17 protein-coding genes are annotated in these 15884 nt (G+C 63.1%); 8 read left to right on the plus strand and 9 right to left on the minus strand.

Annotated elements, in window-relative coordinates:
* Position 1 precedes the first annotated feature (1 nt).
* The 4 genes from NKI18_RS30060 to NKI18_RS30075 all read left to right on the plus strand — a co-directional run bounded on the left by NKI18_RS30060 (position 2) and on the right by NKI18_RS30075 (position 4082).
* Entirely contained in the window at positions 2–1369 is a 1368-nt protein-coding gene (locus NKI18_RS30060) for an aminotransferase family protein (protein WP_352620679.1), read from the plus strand.
* A 7-nt stretch (positions 1370–1376) separates the two neighbouring features.
* Entirely contained in the window at positions 1377–2306 is a 930-nt protein-coding gene (gene kce / locus NKI18_RS30065) for a 3,5-dioxohexanoate:acetyl-CoA acetone transferase (protein ID WP_352620681.1), read from the plus strand.
* Positions 2307–2544: 238 nt separating this feature from the next.
* On the plus strand, positions 2545–3054 hold the full coding sequence (locus NKI18_RS30070; RefSeq protein WP_353021559.1) for a GNAT family N-acetyltransferase: 510 nt from the start codon (positions 2545–2547) through the stop codon (positions 3052–3054).
* Positions 3051–4082: a histone deacetylase family protein gene (locus NKI18_RS30075; protein WP_352620685.1), complete on the plus strand. Its 1032-nt coding sequence runs from the start codon at positions 3051–3053 to the stop codon at positions 4080–4082. Before NKI18_RS30070 ends, NKI18_RS30075 begins: the two co-directional genes overlap by 4 nt.
* Positions 4083–4101: 19 nt before the next feature.
* On the opposite strand, the gene NKI18_RS30080 is transcribed toward NKI18_RS30075, so the two are convergent.
* Together NKI18_RS30080 and NKI18_RS30085 are read right to left on the minus strand one after the other, a co-directional pair.
* Complete coding sequence (locus NKI18_RS30080) at positions 4102–5367, minus strand: cysteine desulfurase-like protein (protein WP_352620686.1); 1266 nt, start codon at positions 5365–5367, stop codon at positions 4102–4104.
* Positions 5368–5415: 48 nt separating this feature from the next.
* Positions 5416–6483 carry an aldo/keto reductase gene (locus tag NKI18_RS30085; protein ID WP_352620687.1) on the minus strand — a complete coding sequence of 356 codons (1068 nt, stop codon included), beginning with the start codon at positions 6481–6483 and terminating at the stop codon, positions 5416–5418.
* Positions 6484–6867: 384 nt separating this feature from the next.
* Between NKI18_RS30085 and NKI18_RS30090 the strand changes: the two genes are divergently transcribed.
* Positions 6868–7032 carry a hypothetical protein gene (locus NKI18_RS30090; RefSeq protein WP_352620688.1) on the plus strand — a complete coding sequence of 55 codons (165 nt, stop codon included), beginning with the start codon at positions 6868–6870 and terminating at the stop codon, positions 7030–7032.
* A gap of 52 nt (positions 7033–7084) precedes the next feature.
* Here the strand turns inward: NKI18_RS30090 and NKI18_RS30095 are convergent, their stop codons facing one another.
* Positions 7085–7591 (minus strand): DUF1993 domain-containing protein, encoded by a 507-nt coding sequence (locus NKI18_RS30095; protein WP_352620689.1) that lies wholly within the window; start codon positions 7589–7591, stop codon positions 7085–7087.
* Between the two features lie 123 nt (positions 7592–7714).
* Here NKI18_RS30095 and NKI18_RS30100 point away from each other — a divergent pair, with 123 nt between their 5' ends.
* Positions 7715–8764: a DUF1176 domain-containing protein gene (locus tag NKI18_RS30100; RefSeq protein WP_352620690.1), complete on the plus strand. Its 1050-nt coding sequence runs from the start codon at positions 7715–7717 to the stop codon at positions 8762–8764.
* On the opposite strand, the gene NKI18_RS30105 is transcribed toward NKI18_RS30100, so the two are convergent.
* The 5 genes from NKI18_RS30105 to NKI18_RS30125 all read right to left on the minus strand — a co-directional run bounded on the left by NKI18_RS30105 (position 8761) and on the right by NKI18_RS30125 (position 13088).
* A complete protein-coding gene (locus NKI18_RS30105) occupies positions 8761–9678 on the minus strand; it encodes an alpha/beta hydrolase (protein WP_352620692.1) in 918 nt (305 codons plus the stop codon). The two genes, NKI18_RS30100 and NKI18_RS30105, sit on opposite strands and share 4 nt — an antisense overlap.
* 32 nt (positions 9679–9710) lie before the next feature.
* Positions 9711–11321, minus strand: coding sequence for an NTP transferase domain-containing protein (locus NKI18_RS30110; protein WP_352620693.1), 1611 nt, complete (start codon positions 11319–11321; stop codon positions 9711–9713).
* Positions 11318–12022 (minus strand): XdhC family protein, encoded by a 705-nt coding sequence (locus NKI18_RS30115; RefSeq protein WP_352918643.1) that lies wholly within the window; start codon positions 12020–12022, stop codon positions 11318–11320. The genes NKI18_RS30110 and NKI18_RS30115 overlap by 4 nt, the downstream gene beginning before the upstream one ends.
* A gap of 6 nt (positions 12023–12028) precedes the next feature.
* Entirely contained in the window at positions 12029–12367 is a 339-nt protein-coding gene (locus NKI18_RS30120; protein ID WP_352570856.1) for an XdhC family protein, read from the minus strand.
* 226 nt (positions 12368–12593) lie between these two features.
* Positions 12594–13088 (minus strand): flavin reductase, encoded by a 495-nt coding sequence (locus NKI18_RS30125; protein ID WP_352620697.1) that lies wholly within the window; start codon positions 13086–13088, stop codon positions 12594–12596.
* A gap of 179 nt (positions 13089–13267) precedes the next feature.
* Between NKI18_RS30125 and NKI18_RS30130 the strand changes: the two genes are divergently transcribed.
* Together NKI18_RS30130 and NKI18_RS30135 are read left to right on the plus strand one after the other, a co-directional pair.
* A complete protein-coding gene (locus NKI18_RS30130; protein WP_352620699.1) occupies positions 13268–14341 on the plus strand; it encodes a branched-chain amino acid ABC transporter substrate-binding protein in 1074 nt (357 codons plus the stop codon).
* Positions 14342–14355: 14 nt separating this feature from the next.
* Positions 14356–15375, plus strand: a complete 1020-nt coding sequence (locus NKI18_RS30135; protein ID WP_352590756.1) for a P1 family peptidase — start codon at positions 14356–14358, stop codon at positions 15373–15375.
* Positions 15376–15421: 46 nt separating this feature from the next.
* Here NKI18_RS30135 and NKI18_RS30140 read toward each other — a convergent pair whose 3' ends face one another.
* Positions 15422–15676 (minus strand): DUF2171 domain-containing protein, encoded by a 255-nt coding sequence (locus NKI18_RS30140; protein WP_023674734.1) that lies wholly within the window; start codon positions 15674–15676, stop codon positions 15422–15424.
* Positions 15677–15884: the final 208 nt, after the last annotated feature.

The raw sequence follows: 15884 nt of genomic DNA on the forward strand, positions 1-15884 counted from the left end.
CATGTTGAAGTCTCCTGCCCCGGAAACTCGCGAAGCCTCGCATCTGTTTTATCTATCCAGCGTGCGCCGGCCGCTGATCGACCGCGCCGAAGGCATCTACATATGGACGCAGGATGGCCGCCGCTTCATCGACGGATCGAGCGGTCCGATGGTTGCCAATATCGGCCACTCCAATGGCAACGTGCTCGACGCGATGAAAAGGCAGATGGACCGCGCCACCTTCGCCTACCGCCTGCATTTCGAGAACGAACCGGCCGAGGAGCTCGCGCGGCAGCTGGCCGCCAAACTCCCTGAAGGCATGGACCGCATCTTCTTTGTCTCCGGCGGCTCGGAAGCGACCGAATCCTGCATCAAGCTGGCGCGGCAATGGGCGGTCGCCACCGGCCAGCCCAGCCGTCGGAAGGTGATCTCGCGCTTTCCCTCCTATCATGGCGGCACGCTCGGCGCGCTCGCCGTTACCGGCGACGATGCGCTGTCCGAAACATTTGTGCCGATGATGCAGATGATGCCGACCGTGCCGGCGCCCATCGCCTGGCGCGACCGCGACAATCTTTCGATGGAACAGCGCGGCATCCGCTACGCCGACATGCTGGAGGAAAAGATCCTCGCCGAGGGACCGCAGAGCGTGCTCGCCTTCATCATGGAGCCAGTCGGCGGCGCTGCCACGGCAGCACTGGTGGCGCCGGACAGCTACTATCCGCGCATCCGCGAGATCTGCGATCGCTACGGCATCTTGCTCATCCATGACGAAGTGATGAGCGGTGCCGGCCGCACCGGAAAATTCCTCGGCGGCGACCACTGGAACTGCAAGCCCGACATCGTCGCGCTGTCGAAGGGGCTGGGCTCTGGCTACGCGCCGCTCGGCGCGCTGGCGGCACCGATGCGGCTGGTGCAGCCTTTGCTCGCATCGGGCGGCTTCCAGCACGGCCATACCTACGCCGGCAACCCGCTCGCCTGCGCCGCCGGGCTCGCCGTACTCGGCGAAATGGACCGGCTCGGCCTGATCGCCAACGCGGCTGTCATGGGCGAGCTTTTGATGGACGAGCTGAAGGGATTGGCGAAGCGGTTTCCGTTCATCGCCGACATCCGCGGCAAGGGCCTGCTCACCGGTGCCGAAATGGTCGCCGACCCAGAAACGCTGAGGCCGATCGAGCCGGCGAAGAAGGCCACCCAGCGGCTGCTCGACCTCGCCTACGAGCGCGGCCTGATCATCTACGGACGCAAGGTCAAGGGCGGTGTCGACGGCGACAATTTCATGGTCGCCCCGCCGATGATCGTCACCGCCGCGCAGATCGGCGAGATCGTATCCATCATCGGCGACTCGCTCGAGGTGCTGGCCAGCGAGCTCGACCTGCCGGTCGAAGGTTGAGGCGACCATGGCACCGCGCAAAGTCATTATCACCTGTGCCGTCACCGGGTCGGTGCACACGCCATCGATGTCGCCACATCTGCCAGTGACGCCGGACCAGATCGCCGCAGACGCGATCGCCGCCGCCGAAGCCGGCGCCGCGATCCTGCATCTTCACGCCCGCGACCCCAGCGACGGGCGGCCGACCGCCGACCCCGAGGTGTTCATGCAGTTCCTGCCGCGCATCAAGCAGGCGACCGATGCGGTGATCAACATCACCACTGGTGGCTCCTCGCTGATGACGCTCGACCAGCGGTTGGCCGCCCCGCTCAGGGCCGAGCCCGAAATGTGCTCGCTCAATATGGGCTCGATGAATTTCGCGCTGTTCCCGATGCTCGAGCGGCCGCGCGAATGGCAGCACGAATGGGAGCCGAAGCTGCTCGAGGCTACCCGTGACACGATCTTCAAGAACACCTTTGCCGATATGGAGACGGTGCTGGAAAAGCTTGGGCGCGGCTGTGGCACGCGTTTCGAATTCGAGTGCTACGATGTCGGCCATCTCTATTCGCTTGCGCATTTCCGCGACCGCGGGCTGGTGTCGGGACCATTGTTCATCCAATTCGTGCTCGGCATATTGGGTGGTATCGGCGCCGATCCAGAAAACCTGATCCACATGAAGCGCATCGCCGACAAACTGTTCGGCGACAGCTACCAGTTTTCCGTGCTGGCGGCCGGACGCCACCAGATGCCGATGATCTCGATTGCGGCGGCGATGGGCGGCAATGTCCGCGTCGGGCTGGAGGACAGCCTCTACGACGGGCGCCAGCTCGCCAAGTCCAGTGCCGACCAGGTCCGCCGGATCCGCGGCGTGCTCGAAGGGCTGTCGCTGGACGTCGCAACGCCGGCCGAGGCACGGCAGATGCTGGCGCTCAAGGGCGGCGACCGCGTGGCGTTCTGAGGGGAAGGCAATCTGAAATGTTTGGCTCCCGGTCCACCCCCCTCTGTCCTGCCCTCTTTACCACTACTTGGCATCTCCCCCTCAAGGGGGGAGATTGGCAGCTTCGCCGTCCTGCCCCTTTTTCAGCGTTGGAGATTGGCGAACGCGGAGGTGATCCGATCTCCCCCCTTGAGGGAGAGATGGCAAGTAGTGGTAAAGAGGGCAGGCCAGAGGGGGGTGCCTTGGCATCGTACCTCCAGTGACTGTCGCTTTGCCCGAGATCAACATCCGGCCCGGGACCGTCGAGGACGTCGAAACCATCCACGCCGCGCTCCTACGGCTCGGCGCGCACGTCGGCGCACATCAGGAGATCACCTCGACAGCTCAGGATCTCCGCACCTATGGCTTTGGCGAAAAGCCTGCCTTCTCGACCTTGATCGCCGAAGTCGGTGGCGAATTTGCCGGGCTTTGCCTGTATTTTCCGATCTTCTCGACATGGATGGGACGGCCCGGCGTCTATGTGCAGGACCTCTATGTCGAGGACCGTTTTCGTGGCCGCAGGATCGGCGAGCGCCTGCTGCGCCGGGTGGCGGCGCAGTGCCGGAAGGCAGGCGGCGTCTATCTCAGGCTGTCCGTCGACACCGACAACAAGACCGCCAAGGCTTTTTACGAACGGTTAGGCATTGGCTGGTCGGGCTACGAGCAGGTGCAGAAGATCGTCGGCGACGCCTTTTTCGCCTTTGCCGATGCACCGGAGGAGCCAACATGAAAGCCTTCTACGCCGAAGAACAGAAGCGCCACGACCCGAAGGCGTTCCTCTCAAGCGGCGCGCCGCAGCCCAATCCGGAAAAGCCGGAACGGGTCGAGCGATTGTTAGCCGGCACCAAGGCTGCCGGCTGCACGATCGAACGGCCGCGGGATCACGGGCTCGGCCCGATTGCGGCGGTGCATACGCCGGAATATCTCGATTTTCTCCAGCATATCTTCGCGCGCTGGCAGCGCATCGAGGGCGCCTCGGCCGAGGTCATCCCCAATATCCATCCGATCGCGCGGAACGACTCCTATCCGGCCTCGGCGGTCGGCCAGGCCGGCTACCACATGGCCGACACCGCCTGCCCGATCTCCGGCGAGACGTGGCAGAGCGCGCTTTGGAGCGCCTGGAGCGCGGTTGAAACCGCCGAGGCGGTGATGTCGGGAGCGCCGGCCGCCTATGCGCTGTGCCGGCCGCCCGGCCATCACGCCTTTGCCGATGTCGCCGGCGGCTTCTGCTTCATCAACAATTCGGCCGTCGCTGCACAGGTTCTGCGCAAGCAGGCGGCGCGGGTGGCGATCCTCGATATCGACCTGCACCACGGCAACGGCACGCAAGGCATCTTCTATGCCCGGCCGGACGTGCTCACCGTGTCGCTGCATGCCGACCCGGTGCGCTTCTACCCGTTTTTCTGGGGCTATGGCGACGAGCGCGGCGAAGGCGCCGGCCTCGGCTACAATCTCAACCTGCCGCTGCCGCGCAAATCCGGCGATGCAGCGTTCCTCGAAGCGCTGGAGGCATCGTTCCAGCGCATCAACGCCTTCTCACCTGATGCGCTTGTGGTGGCGCTGGGGCTAGATGCCTTCGAAGGCGATCCGTTCGGCGGGCTGTCGGTGAGCACGCCTGGTTTTTCGCGCATTGGCGAGGTGATCGCCGGGCTCGGCCTGCCAACGGTCATCGTCCAGGAAGGCGGCTATCTTTGCGACGAGCTCGGCGACAATCTCACCGCCTTCCTCACCGGTTTTGGCGGCGCCCACAAGCGATGATCCGCCCGCGAGGGGCCGCTCAGGATCGTTCCTGCCTCAGCATGGCGACAACGCGGTGCACGCTCTCCAGCGTCTCGTCGATTTCGGCTGAAGTGTTGTAATGAGCGATGCCGATGCGCACCACCCCCTGCTCGGCCGGAATGCCGAGCTGGTGGACGATCTCCCAGGCGTAGTTGTGGCCGGACCACAGGAAGATGTTTTCGGCATTCATCTGCCGCACGATCGTCTCCGGCACGATACCTTCGACAGTGAACGACACCGTCGGCACACGCTCATTGATCCGCTTCGGATCGGTGATGCCGTGGATGGTCAGGCCGGCAATATCCGACAGACCGTCGATCAGCTGTTGCGCCAGCGGGTTCTCGTAAGCGATTGAAACTTCGAAGGCCTTGGCGATTTTCAGCCGACGCGATCCTTGCGCGCCGGCTGCCGCGCCCAACTCGGCAAAATAATCGACCGCGGCCGACAGGCCGGCCATCAATTCAATTTGCGGCGTGCCGAGCTCGAAGCGCTCCGGCAAGGCATTGGACGAGCAACGGCATTTATACGGCTTAAGCGCATCGATAACGTCCAGCCTGCCCCACAAAATTCCCATATGAGGGCCGAAGAACTTGTAAGCCGAGCAGATCAGGAAATCGCAGCCGAGGTTTTGGACGTCGATCAGGCCATGCGGCGCGAACTGGACGGCATCGACGTAGACCAACGCACCAGCCCGCCTGGCGATGCCGGTCAACGCCTTCACCCGGTTGATCGACCCGGTGAGATTGCTGGCGTAGTTGAGCGCGACGAGCCGCGTCCTCTCGGAAAGCAGCGCGGCGAGCGCCGCCTCCTCGATCTGCCAGCTCTGCTGGTCGAAAGGCAGCCAGCGCACGACAAGGCCAAGGTCTTCGGCCAGTTGCAGCCAGGGTGAGACGTTGCCCTCATGGTCCATGCCGGTGAGGATGATCTCGTCCCCGGGCTTCATCGTGCGGCCGAGCGTTCGCGACATGTGGTAGGTCAATGTCGTCATGTTGGCACCGATAATGATTTCCTGCGGGCTCGCAGCGCCGAGAAAATCCGCCATCGCCAGATGGGCCTCGTCCACGATATCTTGTGCGGCAACGGTGGTCTCGAAGAAGCCGCCGAGGTTGGCATTGGTGGTCAGCAAGCAACGCGATACTGCGTCCGCCACCGCCTGCGGGACCTGCGTGCCGGCAGGATTGTCGAGATAGATGCGCCGGCGGCTCTTGTCGGTCAGCGACAAAGCCGGAAATTTCGCGCGCACCGCGTCGATCCGGAAGTCCACGGCTGTTCCCCTCTCCTTATGACGATCGGACAACCACGTCCCGACGCATCAAGGGCACGGATTGCCGACGCGCTGGTGGATCGCGTCAACGGCTTTCTGCATCTCCTCGGTCCAGACCACGTCGGCGGAAGAGAGCGCCATTTCGAGTTGCGAAATGGTGGTGGCGCCGATGATGTTCGAGGTGACCAAGGGCCGGTTCGAGACATAGGCGTTGGCAAACAGCGCCGGCTCCATGCCGAATGTGCGCGCCAATCGGTTGTATTCGAGCTGCACCTCGGCAGCATTCGGAGTCTCGTAGCGCTGGCCGCGGTTGAACAACTGCGAGCGCGAGCCCTGCGGCCGCGCGCCATGATCGTATTTGCCGGTCAAATAGCCTTGCGCCAGCGGCGAATAGGCAAGCAGCGACACCTGCTCGCGCTCGCAGACTTCGGCAAGGTTCACCTCGAAGGTGCGATTGACGAAATTATAGGCGTTCTGCAGCGAGGCGACGCGCGGGCCGAGGCCCTTGTCGGCTTCGGCGATGAAACGCATGACGCCCCAGGAATTCTCGTTCGACAGGCCGAAATGGCGGATCTTGCCGGCCTTCACCAGTTCATCAAATACGGCAAGCGTCTCGGCGATCGGCGTCTCGCCTTCCAGCACGCCGGCGGCATCGGAGCGCCGCGGTACGGCGCCGATGCGGTTCGGATTGGCGCCCCACGGCACGTCGCGTTCCGGCCAATGGATCTGATATAGGTCGATGTAATCGGTGTTGAGCCTGGCGAGTGACTTATCAATAGCGTCGAAGATATCGGCGCGCACCAGCTTAGACGGGCGGTCGCCGCGAAACCAAGTGTTGGCGGTACGACCAACTACCTTCGAGGCGATGATCACCTGGTCGCGATTGCGCTTTTCCTTCATCCAATTGCCGATGAATGTCTCGGTACGGCCTTGTGTCTCCGCCTTAGGCGGGATCGGATAGAGTTCGGCGGTGTCGATGAAATTGACGCCGCGAGCAAACGCCAGATCCATCTGGGCGTGACCGTCCGCCTCGGTGTTCTGCTGGCCCCAGGTCATCGATCCGAGGCAGATTTGCGACACGAAAAGATCGGTCTGGCCGAGACGGCGTTTGTGCATGGAGTTTCTCCGGCGGGAATTTTGCGCGGCTGCGCGAGGAGGAAGCAATAGCATACAGGAAAGCGCCGCCCGCTTCCAAGCCCACCGACGGCAGGCCAGGCGACTTTCCCAGGATGCCGGCGAACGGAGTTTTTCCCTGCGGCTAACAAAAAAGCCGGACTGCATGTGAATGCAGTCCGGAAGTTCGCCAGGAATGGCGAGGAAAAACCGGCCAAGTGCCGGCACTGAGGCCTACGGTCGAAGCACCGCAGAAGTTTCGCCGGAACAGCCGAATTATGTCAAAAAAGATCGGGGCAGCATGGCTGCCATGCGAATGCTGCACTGCACAATTGTCATGATCTGCCTATATTGACGGCCGTGGAGGTTCAATAAGGGGCTTGAATCATGGGATTCTTCACTGAAATGTTCGCCCGTCCGCGTCCGCGGGAACAGCTGCGCTATCGTGCGGCACTGGCGCTGCTCCATTCGATGAGCAATGCCGATCGCGCCGATATCGGCGTCAAGCAGTCCGATTTCCCGCGCATCGCCCGGGAAATGTCCCTGCGCTAAACAGTGCACCGCGAGATATCCCGGCGCGGCCGGGATATCTCCCGAGCGAATCTCAACGCAATCCGAGGAAAATCGACTTGCCCAATGGCACGCCGTTGTGACGCAGGATGTCATAGGCGGTGGTCAGGTGGAAATAGAAATTGGGCATGGCGGCATGCAGCAGATACTGCATTCCCGGCATCGACACCTCGCGCCCCGCAAGCCTCAGTTCGACCATTCTGTCATCTGAACCATCGAATTCGGCCGCCGAGAACGTGGCGAGTAGATCGAGCGTCTTGGTTATGCGCGCCTGCAGCTCGGCGAAGCTCGCCTCATTGTCCTCGTATTTTGGCACCTCGCGCCCGGCAAGCCGCGACGGCGCGCCCTTGGCGTGATCGGTGGCAATCTGTACCTGCCTGGTCAGGGCGAACATGTCCGGCGCCAGCCTCGCCGTGAGATACACCTGCGGGTCGATCTTGCGGTCAGCCGCATTTTGCTCGGCAATGTTCAGCACATTGGCTAGTGCCTTCAGCCTCGCCGAAAATACCGGCACGGATGCTTCATACATTGATATGGTCACAAGAAATCTCCACGCGGCCCGACTGCCGAGGGCGAGAGGTAGCGCTTTCGCAGGCGATTGTTCAAGCGTCACCACGCCGCCGCAATCGATATGATAGGATTTTTCATCGAGTGGAGGTTCCCGATGAGACGCGCCTTGTTCGCAGCGACCGCTTTTTTCTCCGTTGCCGCTACCAGCCAACCGGTGCTCGCCGCCGACGCGCCTTATATCGACGACAGGTCGAATGCCGAAGCGGTCATCCGGTCGCTTTATAGTGCCATCAGCCGGCACGAATTCGCGCGCGCCTGGGACTATTTCGGCGACACCAAGCCGGCCAAGGACTTCGATGCTTTCGTCAAAGGCTATGACGGCACCGACACGGTCGAAGTCAAAATCGGTGGTGTGTCCGAAGACGGTGCTGCCGGCAGCATCTATTACAGCGTCCCCGTCGCCATCCGGGCGACGGCCAACGACGGCAGCGAGAATGTCTTTGCCGGTTGCTACACGCTGCGCCAGATCAACGCTTCGATCCAGGAACCGCCATTTCGCGCGATCTTCATCGACAAGGGTGCGCTGAAACCCTCGAAGGCCGATTTCGAGGATGCCGTGCCGGCAAGCTGCGGCGAAGGACCGACGCCGCCGAAGAAGGACGCAGCGCTTGAGCAGGCCAAGAAGGCCTTCACAGCGACCTATGGCGACCAATGCGACAAGGACATGCCCGGCGGCGATCCGCGAGGAGAGCCGGACGCCTACTCGCTCCGCTACAAGGATGCGGGGGCGGCCGAAAACGAGCCCGAACGCGAGACACGGCTGTTTCGCTTTTTCTGCTCGATGGCCGCCAACAATGAGAGCGCAATCTATTACATCTACGACGACGTATCGGGCGTCCGGCAATTGCAATTCGCGTCACCGGAACTCGATATTCGCTATGAGAACAACAATAGCGAAGGCAAGGTCGAGGGCATCAACATCATCGGCTTCCAGACCGACGACCAGTTGGTCAACTCCGAATATGACGAGGCCACCAAAACGATTTCATCCTTGAACAAGTGGCGCGGCGTCGGCGACGCCTCGTCGGCCGGCACCTACCTGTTTCGCCACGGCAATTTCTCGCTGGTGCAGTATGAGGTCGATGCCTCTTATGACGGCGAGATCAACCCGCAGACCGTGCTCGACTACAACACCGCGCCCTAAGGGACCTTCGACAACATCCAGTTGAGCGTGCCGCGCCAGTCGGTCATGCGGATAGGGGTGCCATGCGTGCCGGTCTCGAAGCGGACGAAGCGGGTCGGGTAGGCTTTCGATTTGCCCAGAATCGATCGGAAGAAGGCTTCCTGTTTCTCGATTGGAAACACCGGGTCCTTGCTGCCCTGGCCGAAGAAGACCGGCACACGGCGCTTGAATGCGGAGCTTGAGAAGAAACTCTCGTCCCACAGCGAGCCGAGCAGCAGCAGCCCGTCGATGCGCCCGCCGGAGTCCTTGCGGCCTGCCAGCTTCCAGCACAACGCGCCGCCCATAGAGCCGCAGGCGACGAAGATTTTTGCGCGCGGCGACTGTTCGGCATAGTGGCCGATCAATGCGGCGATCTGGGCGGCACCGGTGTCGCCGAAATCGGAAAAATCCGGCGACAGATAGAGGCCGCCATTACCGGCCATCAGGTTCTTGATACGGTTGAAATTGCCGCCGAAAGTGAAATCGTCAGCACCCTGCTTACGGCTACCGCCCTGCCCGTGCAGATAGAGCACGATGATGCTGGCGCCCCCGGTCTTGCCGACGGCGATGTGGCGGACATCGCCGGCATCGGTCTTCAGCAACAAATCCTGCTGCACCTTGCGCACACCGGTATCGGTGTATTGCGCATGCACCCGGCGCTCAGGCACTTCGTCGCGGGCGTTGATATCGCGCAGCTCACGATAATCGATGACCGTATAGGCGCCGCTGTTTTCGGATGAGAGCATGACCGGATAGGCGAAGAGATCGTCCTTGAAGGGTTTGAGTTCGAGAGCGTTGGCGTAGCCGGCACAAGTGAGCGACAAAAGAATCGCGATCAGCAGGGCCGGGAGGCCGGAGGGAGGCAAGCGGAACCGGAAGCAGGAACGAAAGGCCATCCCTCAGCCATGCGTTTTTCGGCTTCGGTTTGTCAATCCTGCAGCACGCCGCCAGCGCTTTCCAGCGCCTCGCGCGTGTCGACATCGACGGCTGCCCCTTCGCCGATCTCGACGTCGATGACGTCGAACCCTTCGGCCTCGACCAGATGGCGGGCCCCGGTATCGCCTTCGAGGTGAGCGATCGCGGCAAACAGCGAACGCGGCAGCAGCACGGGATTGCCGCGCCGCCCATCGTGCGAGGCCCGCACCACCGATCGGCCTTCGGACCTGCAGAACGCCTCGATCAGCCTGTCGAGGTCGGCCGAGGCGACGCCGGGCATATCGCCGAGGACAATCATGGCGCCGGCGGCGTCGCCGGAAATCTTGGCGATGCCGGCCTTCAGCGACGAAGACAGACCCTCGCCGAAATCCGAATTGTCGGCGAAGGTCACATCGAGGCCAGACAGTGCATCGCGCACGCGCTCGCGCTGGTGGCCAGTGACGACGATGGTGGCCGCGGCTTTCGAACCGACCGCGCGTTCGGCAGTGCGACGGACCAGCGGCTTGCCGTCGAAGAGCGCCAAGAGCTTGTTCGGCCCGCCCATGCGGCTGGAGCGGCCGGCGGCCAGAAGCACGATCTCGACCTTTGGTTCGGCTTTGGCCGGCAATGGCTCGCGCGGCTGCGGCCGCGTCGGAATTTCCATCAACAGCCCGCCGACGCCCATGCCGGCAATATCCCTGGCGGTCACGTCGAGACCGGCGATCAGCCGGTCAAGCACCCAGTCGAAGCCGTTCTCCTTGGGACTGCGGGCGCAGCCCGGCGCACCGATGATGCGCTTGCCGCCTAGAGTGCCTAGCACCAGCAGATTGCCGGGATCGACCGGCATGCCGGCGCGGATGACAGTGCCGCCTGCCTTTTCGATGGCAGCGGGAACGACGTCGCCGAAATCGGCCATCGCCGAGGCGCCGAAGATAACCACCATATCGTTGTCGCGGATCAGCGAGGCCGCAGCCTCGGCGAGGGGGATAATTTCATGCGGGGTTCGACGCTCCGCCGTCAGCCTGCCGCCCGAACGCGCCAGGCGCGCTTCGGTGACGCGCAGCGTCTTGTCGAGCACGCTGGATTTGATGCCGGGCAGCACCGTCTGGATGACGCCGACGCGCACCGGCTGATAGGCGTTGACCGCAAATATCTCGCCGCCGGCGCAGATCCTTGCCACGGCATCGACCAAAGCGGAGGCGACCGCAAATGGGATGATCTTCACCGTTGCTACCATCTGATCTTTTTCGACCGGCGCATGCTGCGCGAGCGTGGCGATGGTGATCGTCGGATCGACGGCGTTGATGGCGTCGATCATCGCCGCGTCGACGGTGAACATGCCGGCAGCCTGCGCGTGGAGGTTGACCCTACCTGTCGCGGCGGGCTTCGCCTCGATGTTGCGATGGATCATGGATGCGGCGATCTTTTCGGCGGCGACGTCCTCGCTGAGATCATCGGGCGCCAACACCGCCGCTACGACCTCGGAAATGCCAGCGGCCTTCAACAGGGACACATCCCCGGCGCTTAGCCTGTGCGCCTTGCGGAAGCGGCGCTCTCCGACCGTGGTGGCGTGCGCAAGCACTGCCCCTTCGGCCGCATCGATCGCAACGGGACCAAATTTCACGCGACCGCGCCTTTGGATTCGAGGCCACGGGAGCGAAAGGCGTGGATCGCTTGCGCCAACACCGCGACGGCGATCTCGGCCGGGCTGGCAGCCCCAATGTCGAGGCCGATCGGGGCATGAATGCGGGCGATCTGGTCGGCGGTCGCTCCCGAAGCCAGCAGGCGTTCCACACGTTTGGCGTGGGTCTTGCGGCTGCCGAGCGCGCCGACATAAAAGCAGCCGGCGTCGAGCGCCGCCTTCAGCGGGAAATCGTCGATCTTCGGATCGTGGGTGAGAGCAGCCAGCGCCGTATAGCTATCGAGCGGCTGACGCGTCAGCACATCCTCTGGCCATTCGGCATGCAGCGCGATATCGGGAAAACGATCGGGCGTGGCAAAGGCCGTGCGCGGATCGATGATCTCGACAGGATAGCCGGCGATCCTGGCCATCGGTGCCAGCGCCTGGCTGATGTGGACGGCGCCGATCACCACCAAGCGCGGCTGCGGCAGATGTGCGTTGAGGAAGAAGGTCCGTCCCTCAGCTTCGACCGAACCGGAATTGCCCGTGCGAAATGCCTTGGCGATGGCCGCCCCGAGTTCGCCGGCTACCCGGTCGCCCTCGCGCACGACACGGTCGCGGCCGTCGCCGAGATCGGTGACCAGGATTGCCGCGCGGCGGGCGCGGCGTTCGGCGTTGAGTGTCTTCAGCGCATAGGGATCCATTCGAGATCAACCCAATCTTTCTACATAGACCTTGATGCGGCCGCCGCATGACAGGCCGACTTGCCAGGCGGTCTCGTCTGCGACGCCGAATTCGAGCATTTTGGCTGTGCCGCTATCGATAACATCGACCGCCTCGGTCACCACCGCGCCTTCGACGCAGCCGCCAGAGACTGAGCCGTGGAAATTGCCTTCCGCATCGATGACCAGGTGGCTGCCGACCGGGCGCGGCGCCGAGCCCCAGGTCTCGACCACGGTGGCAATGGCGACATCCTTGCCGTCCTTCATCCAGCCCTCCGCAATGATCAGCGGATCGCGGGCCTCATCGAGATAGATACTGTGTTCCATGATTTTCTCCCTGGCAGACATGTGGTTATGCGACGCGCTTCGCGCCAGCCTGGATCCACCGCCGCGGGTCGACCGAACGCATAAAAACAGCACGGTCGCCAGCGACCGGTCCGCCACATAATCCGCACGGGTTAACAGATCGAGCGTCTCGTCGATCGTCCGCGGCGCCGGACGCGGTTTTCAACTCGGTCATCCTGTCTTCGCGGACGCGGCCATCTGAAAGCCTCTACAGAGCGTGGTAGCCGCGATTGTGATAGATCAGCGGCCGCAAATTATCGCCGATGCGCAAACCTGTAACCTTGCCAAAAAGCACGCGGTGGGTGGCCAGATCCTTGGAGTCGATCAGTTCGCAGTCGAAGACGGCGAGCGCGCCCTTCAGCGTCGGCGCACCGGTCGAGATCATATCCCATTCGGCCAACGCGAAACGCTCCTCGACCGGCAGGCCGGTAATGCCGGAAAAGGCGATCGACAGCGGCTCCTGATCCGAAGCCAGCGTGTTCAGGGCAAATTTGCCGTTTTCCACGAACGGCTCGTTCTTGGGATTTTCACGATTGAGGCAAACCAGGATGGTTGGCGGCGTGTCCGACACCGAGCAGGCCGCGATCACCGTCGCGCCGCGCCTGCCGGCAGGGCCATCGGTGGTGACTACATGCACATGGCCAGCAAAATGGGCCATCGCGTCGCGGTAGGCCTGCGGCCCGATGTCATTCTTCTTCAGCACCGATGATTTTCCACTAGTCAGAACCAACCGTTATATATGGGGGGATATTGCAGGCCACAAGCGAAGTGCTTGACCTATATCCCGAATTCGCGTGTTGCGCCAAAGCTGGCCAGCCTTTAGGTCTTGACGGCATTGGCGCCGGCAACCACGCGACCGGCGTGGAGGAATTCTTCGCTCGCATGCGACCTTGGACAACCACGATAGCGGTGCTGGCCTGGCTCTCGGTCGCCTGCAGTGCAAATGCCGAGACGCTGCTGGTCGGCGTCGCGGCACCTTTGTCGGGGCCGTCGGCGATCCTCGGCAAACAGATCGAGGCCGGCGCGACAATGGCGGCTGAAGCGAACGATGCCGAAATCAAGACGATCGATGACGCCTGCACGGCCGACGGTGGCGCCGCCGCCGCGCGGGAGTTCACCGCGGCCAAGGTCAACGTCGTCATCGGGTTTTTGTGCACCGACGCAATCGAGGCGGCTCTGCCGATCCTCAAGGATGCCGGCATACCGGTGATCACCGTCGGCGTTCGCACGGAAAGCCTGACCGACCGGCGCGCCAAGACCGGATGGCCGATCTATCGTCTCGGGCCGCGCGGTGACGACGAGCGCAATGCCGTTGCCGCCATCCTCACCCACCTATGGCAGAAGGAGCTGTTCGCCATCGTCGACGATGGCACGATCTATGGCCGCGAAATGGCCGAGACGTTTCGGGCAGCGGCCGAGCAGGCGGCGCTGAAACCGGTGTTCGTCGACACGTTCCGGCCGCAGCTCGACAACCAGATCGGCCTGATCGGCCGGCTGAAGAAAGCCGGCGCAACGCATGTCTTTGCCGGCGGCGACGGCGATGATGTCGCCATTATGGGCCGGGATGCTGGCCAGCTAAATACCGGCATGGTGTTTGCCGGCGGCGAAGCGTTGCGCGCGCCGCTCGGCGACGTGCCTTATGCCGTCGGCACGCTGATGATCGCGCCGCCCGAATGGGCCGATGTCGCCGACCCCAAGGTGTTGCAGAGCTTTGCCGGACAAAACATCGTGCCGGAAGGTTACACGCTTCCCGCCTATGCCGCGGTCGAGATCGCCAAGGCGGCTTCAGCATTGCCGCAAAGCTCCGGCGAGAGGCTAGCCAACGTGCTGACCGCGCATGACTTCACCACGGCGATCGGACCGATCCGCTTTGACGAAAAAGGTGACCTGACGCAAAATCCTTATCGAGCCTACCGTTTCGACGGCGGCCGTTTCGTGCCGGCGGAGAGCCAATGATGTCCAGCACAGGGATGTTCCATACGGGTCCGCGCAATCTCATCACGGACGTCGCCGGCCTGCGTGTCGGCAATGCGGCGAATGCCAAGCTGAAATCCGGTGTGACCACCGTCATCTGCGACGAACCGGCCGTGGCCGGCGTGCAAATCCTGGGCGGTGCGCCGGGCACCCGCGAAACCGACCTGCTCGAGCCGCACAATTCGATCCACGCCATCCATGCCGTGGTGCTTTCGGGCGGGTCGGCTTTTGGCCTCGACGCCGCGTCGGGGGTGCAGGCGGCATTGCGTGAAAGGGGCATCGGCGTCGAGGTCGGCGGCTTTCGCGTGCCGATCGTGCCGGCGGCGATCCTGTTCGATCTGCGCAATGGCGGCGACAAGGATTGGGGCCGGTATCCGCCTTACCGCGACCTCGGCTACGAAGCCGCGCAAGCCGCCGCGATCGACTTTGCGCTCGGCACCGCCGGCGCGGGTGCCGGCGCGCTGAGCTCCGGCCTGAAGGGCGGGCTCGGCTCGGCCTCGACGGTGCTGGACAGCGGCGTCACCATCGGCGCGCTTGCCGCCGTCAACCCGACCGGCTCGGTGACGGTCGCCGGGACCCGCCATTTCTGGGCGGCACCGTTCGAGATCGGCGACGAGTTCGGCGGGTTAGGCTATCCCCACCCGATGCCTGACGATGCCAGAAAGGTCCTGCTGAAGTTCCGTGACAAGCATGCGGCAGAGCAGGCGGAAACCGGCGCCAACACGACCATCGCCGTGATCGCCACCGATGCGGTACTCACGAAGGCCGCCGCCAAACGCCTGGCGATATCGGCGCATGACGGCTTTGTCCGTGCCATTTGGCCGACGCATACGCCCGCCGACGGCGATCTGGTCTTCGCGCTGGCAACGGGCAAGAGCGGCATCGAGCTTGAGCCCGACGATGCAATCGATCTCTATGCCGCGGCCGGCGCCACGATGGCGCGCGCCATCAGCCGCGGCGTCTTTGCCGCGACGCCGGCCGAGGGCGATCTGTTCCCGGTCTGGTCGTCGCGCTGAACGCGCAACGCTCATTCGGGTGAGCCGTAATCAGACTGGATTATGATCAGGTGGGTTCGGATTTTTCTTCCTCGAACGTGACCGCAACATCCGAGTTTGCCGACAGCCGCACCTTCTGGCCCTCGACCTCGGCGACAAGGCTGAGAGGAATGAAGTGGTGATGGCCCCTGTGAGCGCCCTCGCCGCTGTCGCGCTTGGTCAGCTTTATGCGATCTCCGTCAACCTTGTCGACGGTACCGACATGGACGCCGTCGGCACCGATCACTTCCATACGTTCGCGAATCTTGGCTGCATCTGTCATGGGGGTCTCCCTTAGAGCGCCGCGCGTCCCTTTGGACGCGCAAACGACGCTCTAAACATTTTGAATCAATGCATCGTGCCATACGAAAAAAGATTGTGATTTTAGGAAGGCCCGCTGCGGGGAACCTGCCGCCAATAACAAACCGCGGCCGGATTGGATGGATCGACTTTTTGTTTAAGCAGTGTCTTAAACACATATTACGCATCCG

This window comes from Mesorhizobium sp. M0800 (assembly GCF_040320095.1).
Lineage (GTDB): Bacteria > Pseudomonadota > Alphaproteobacteria > Rhizobiales > Rhizobiaceae > Mesorhizobium.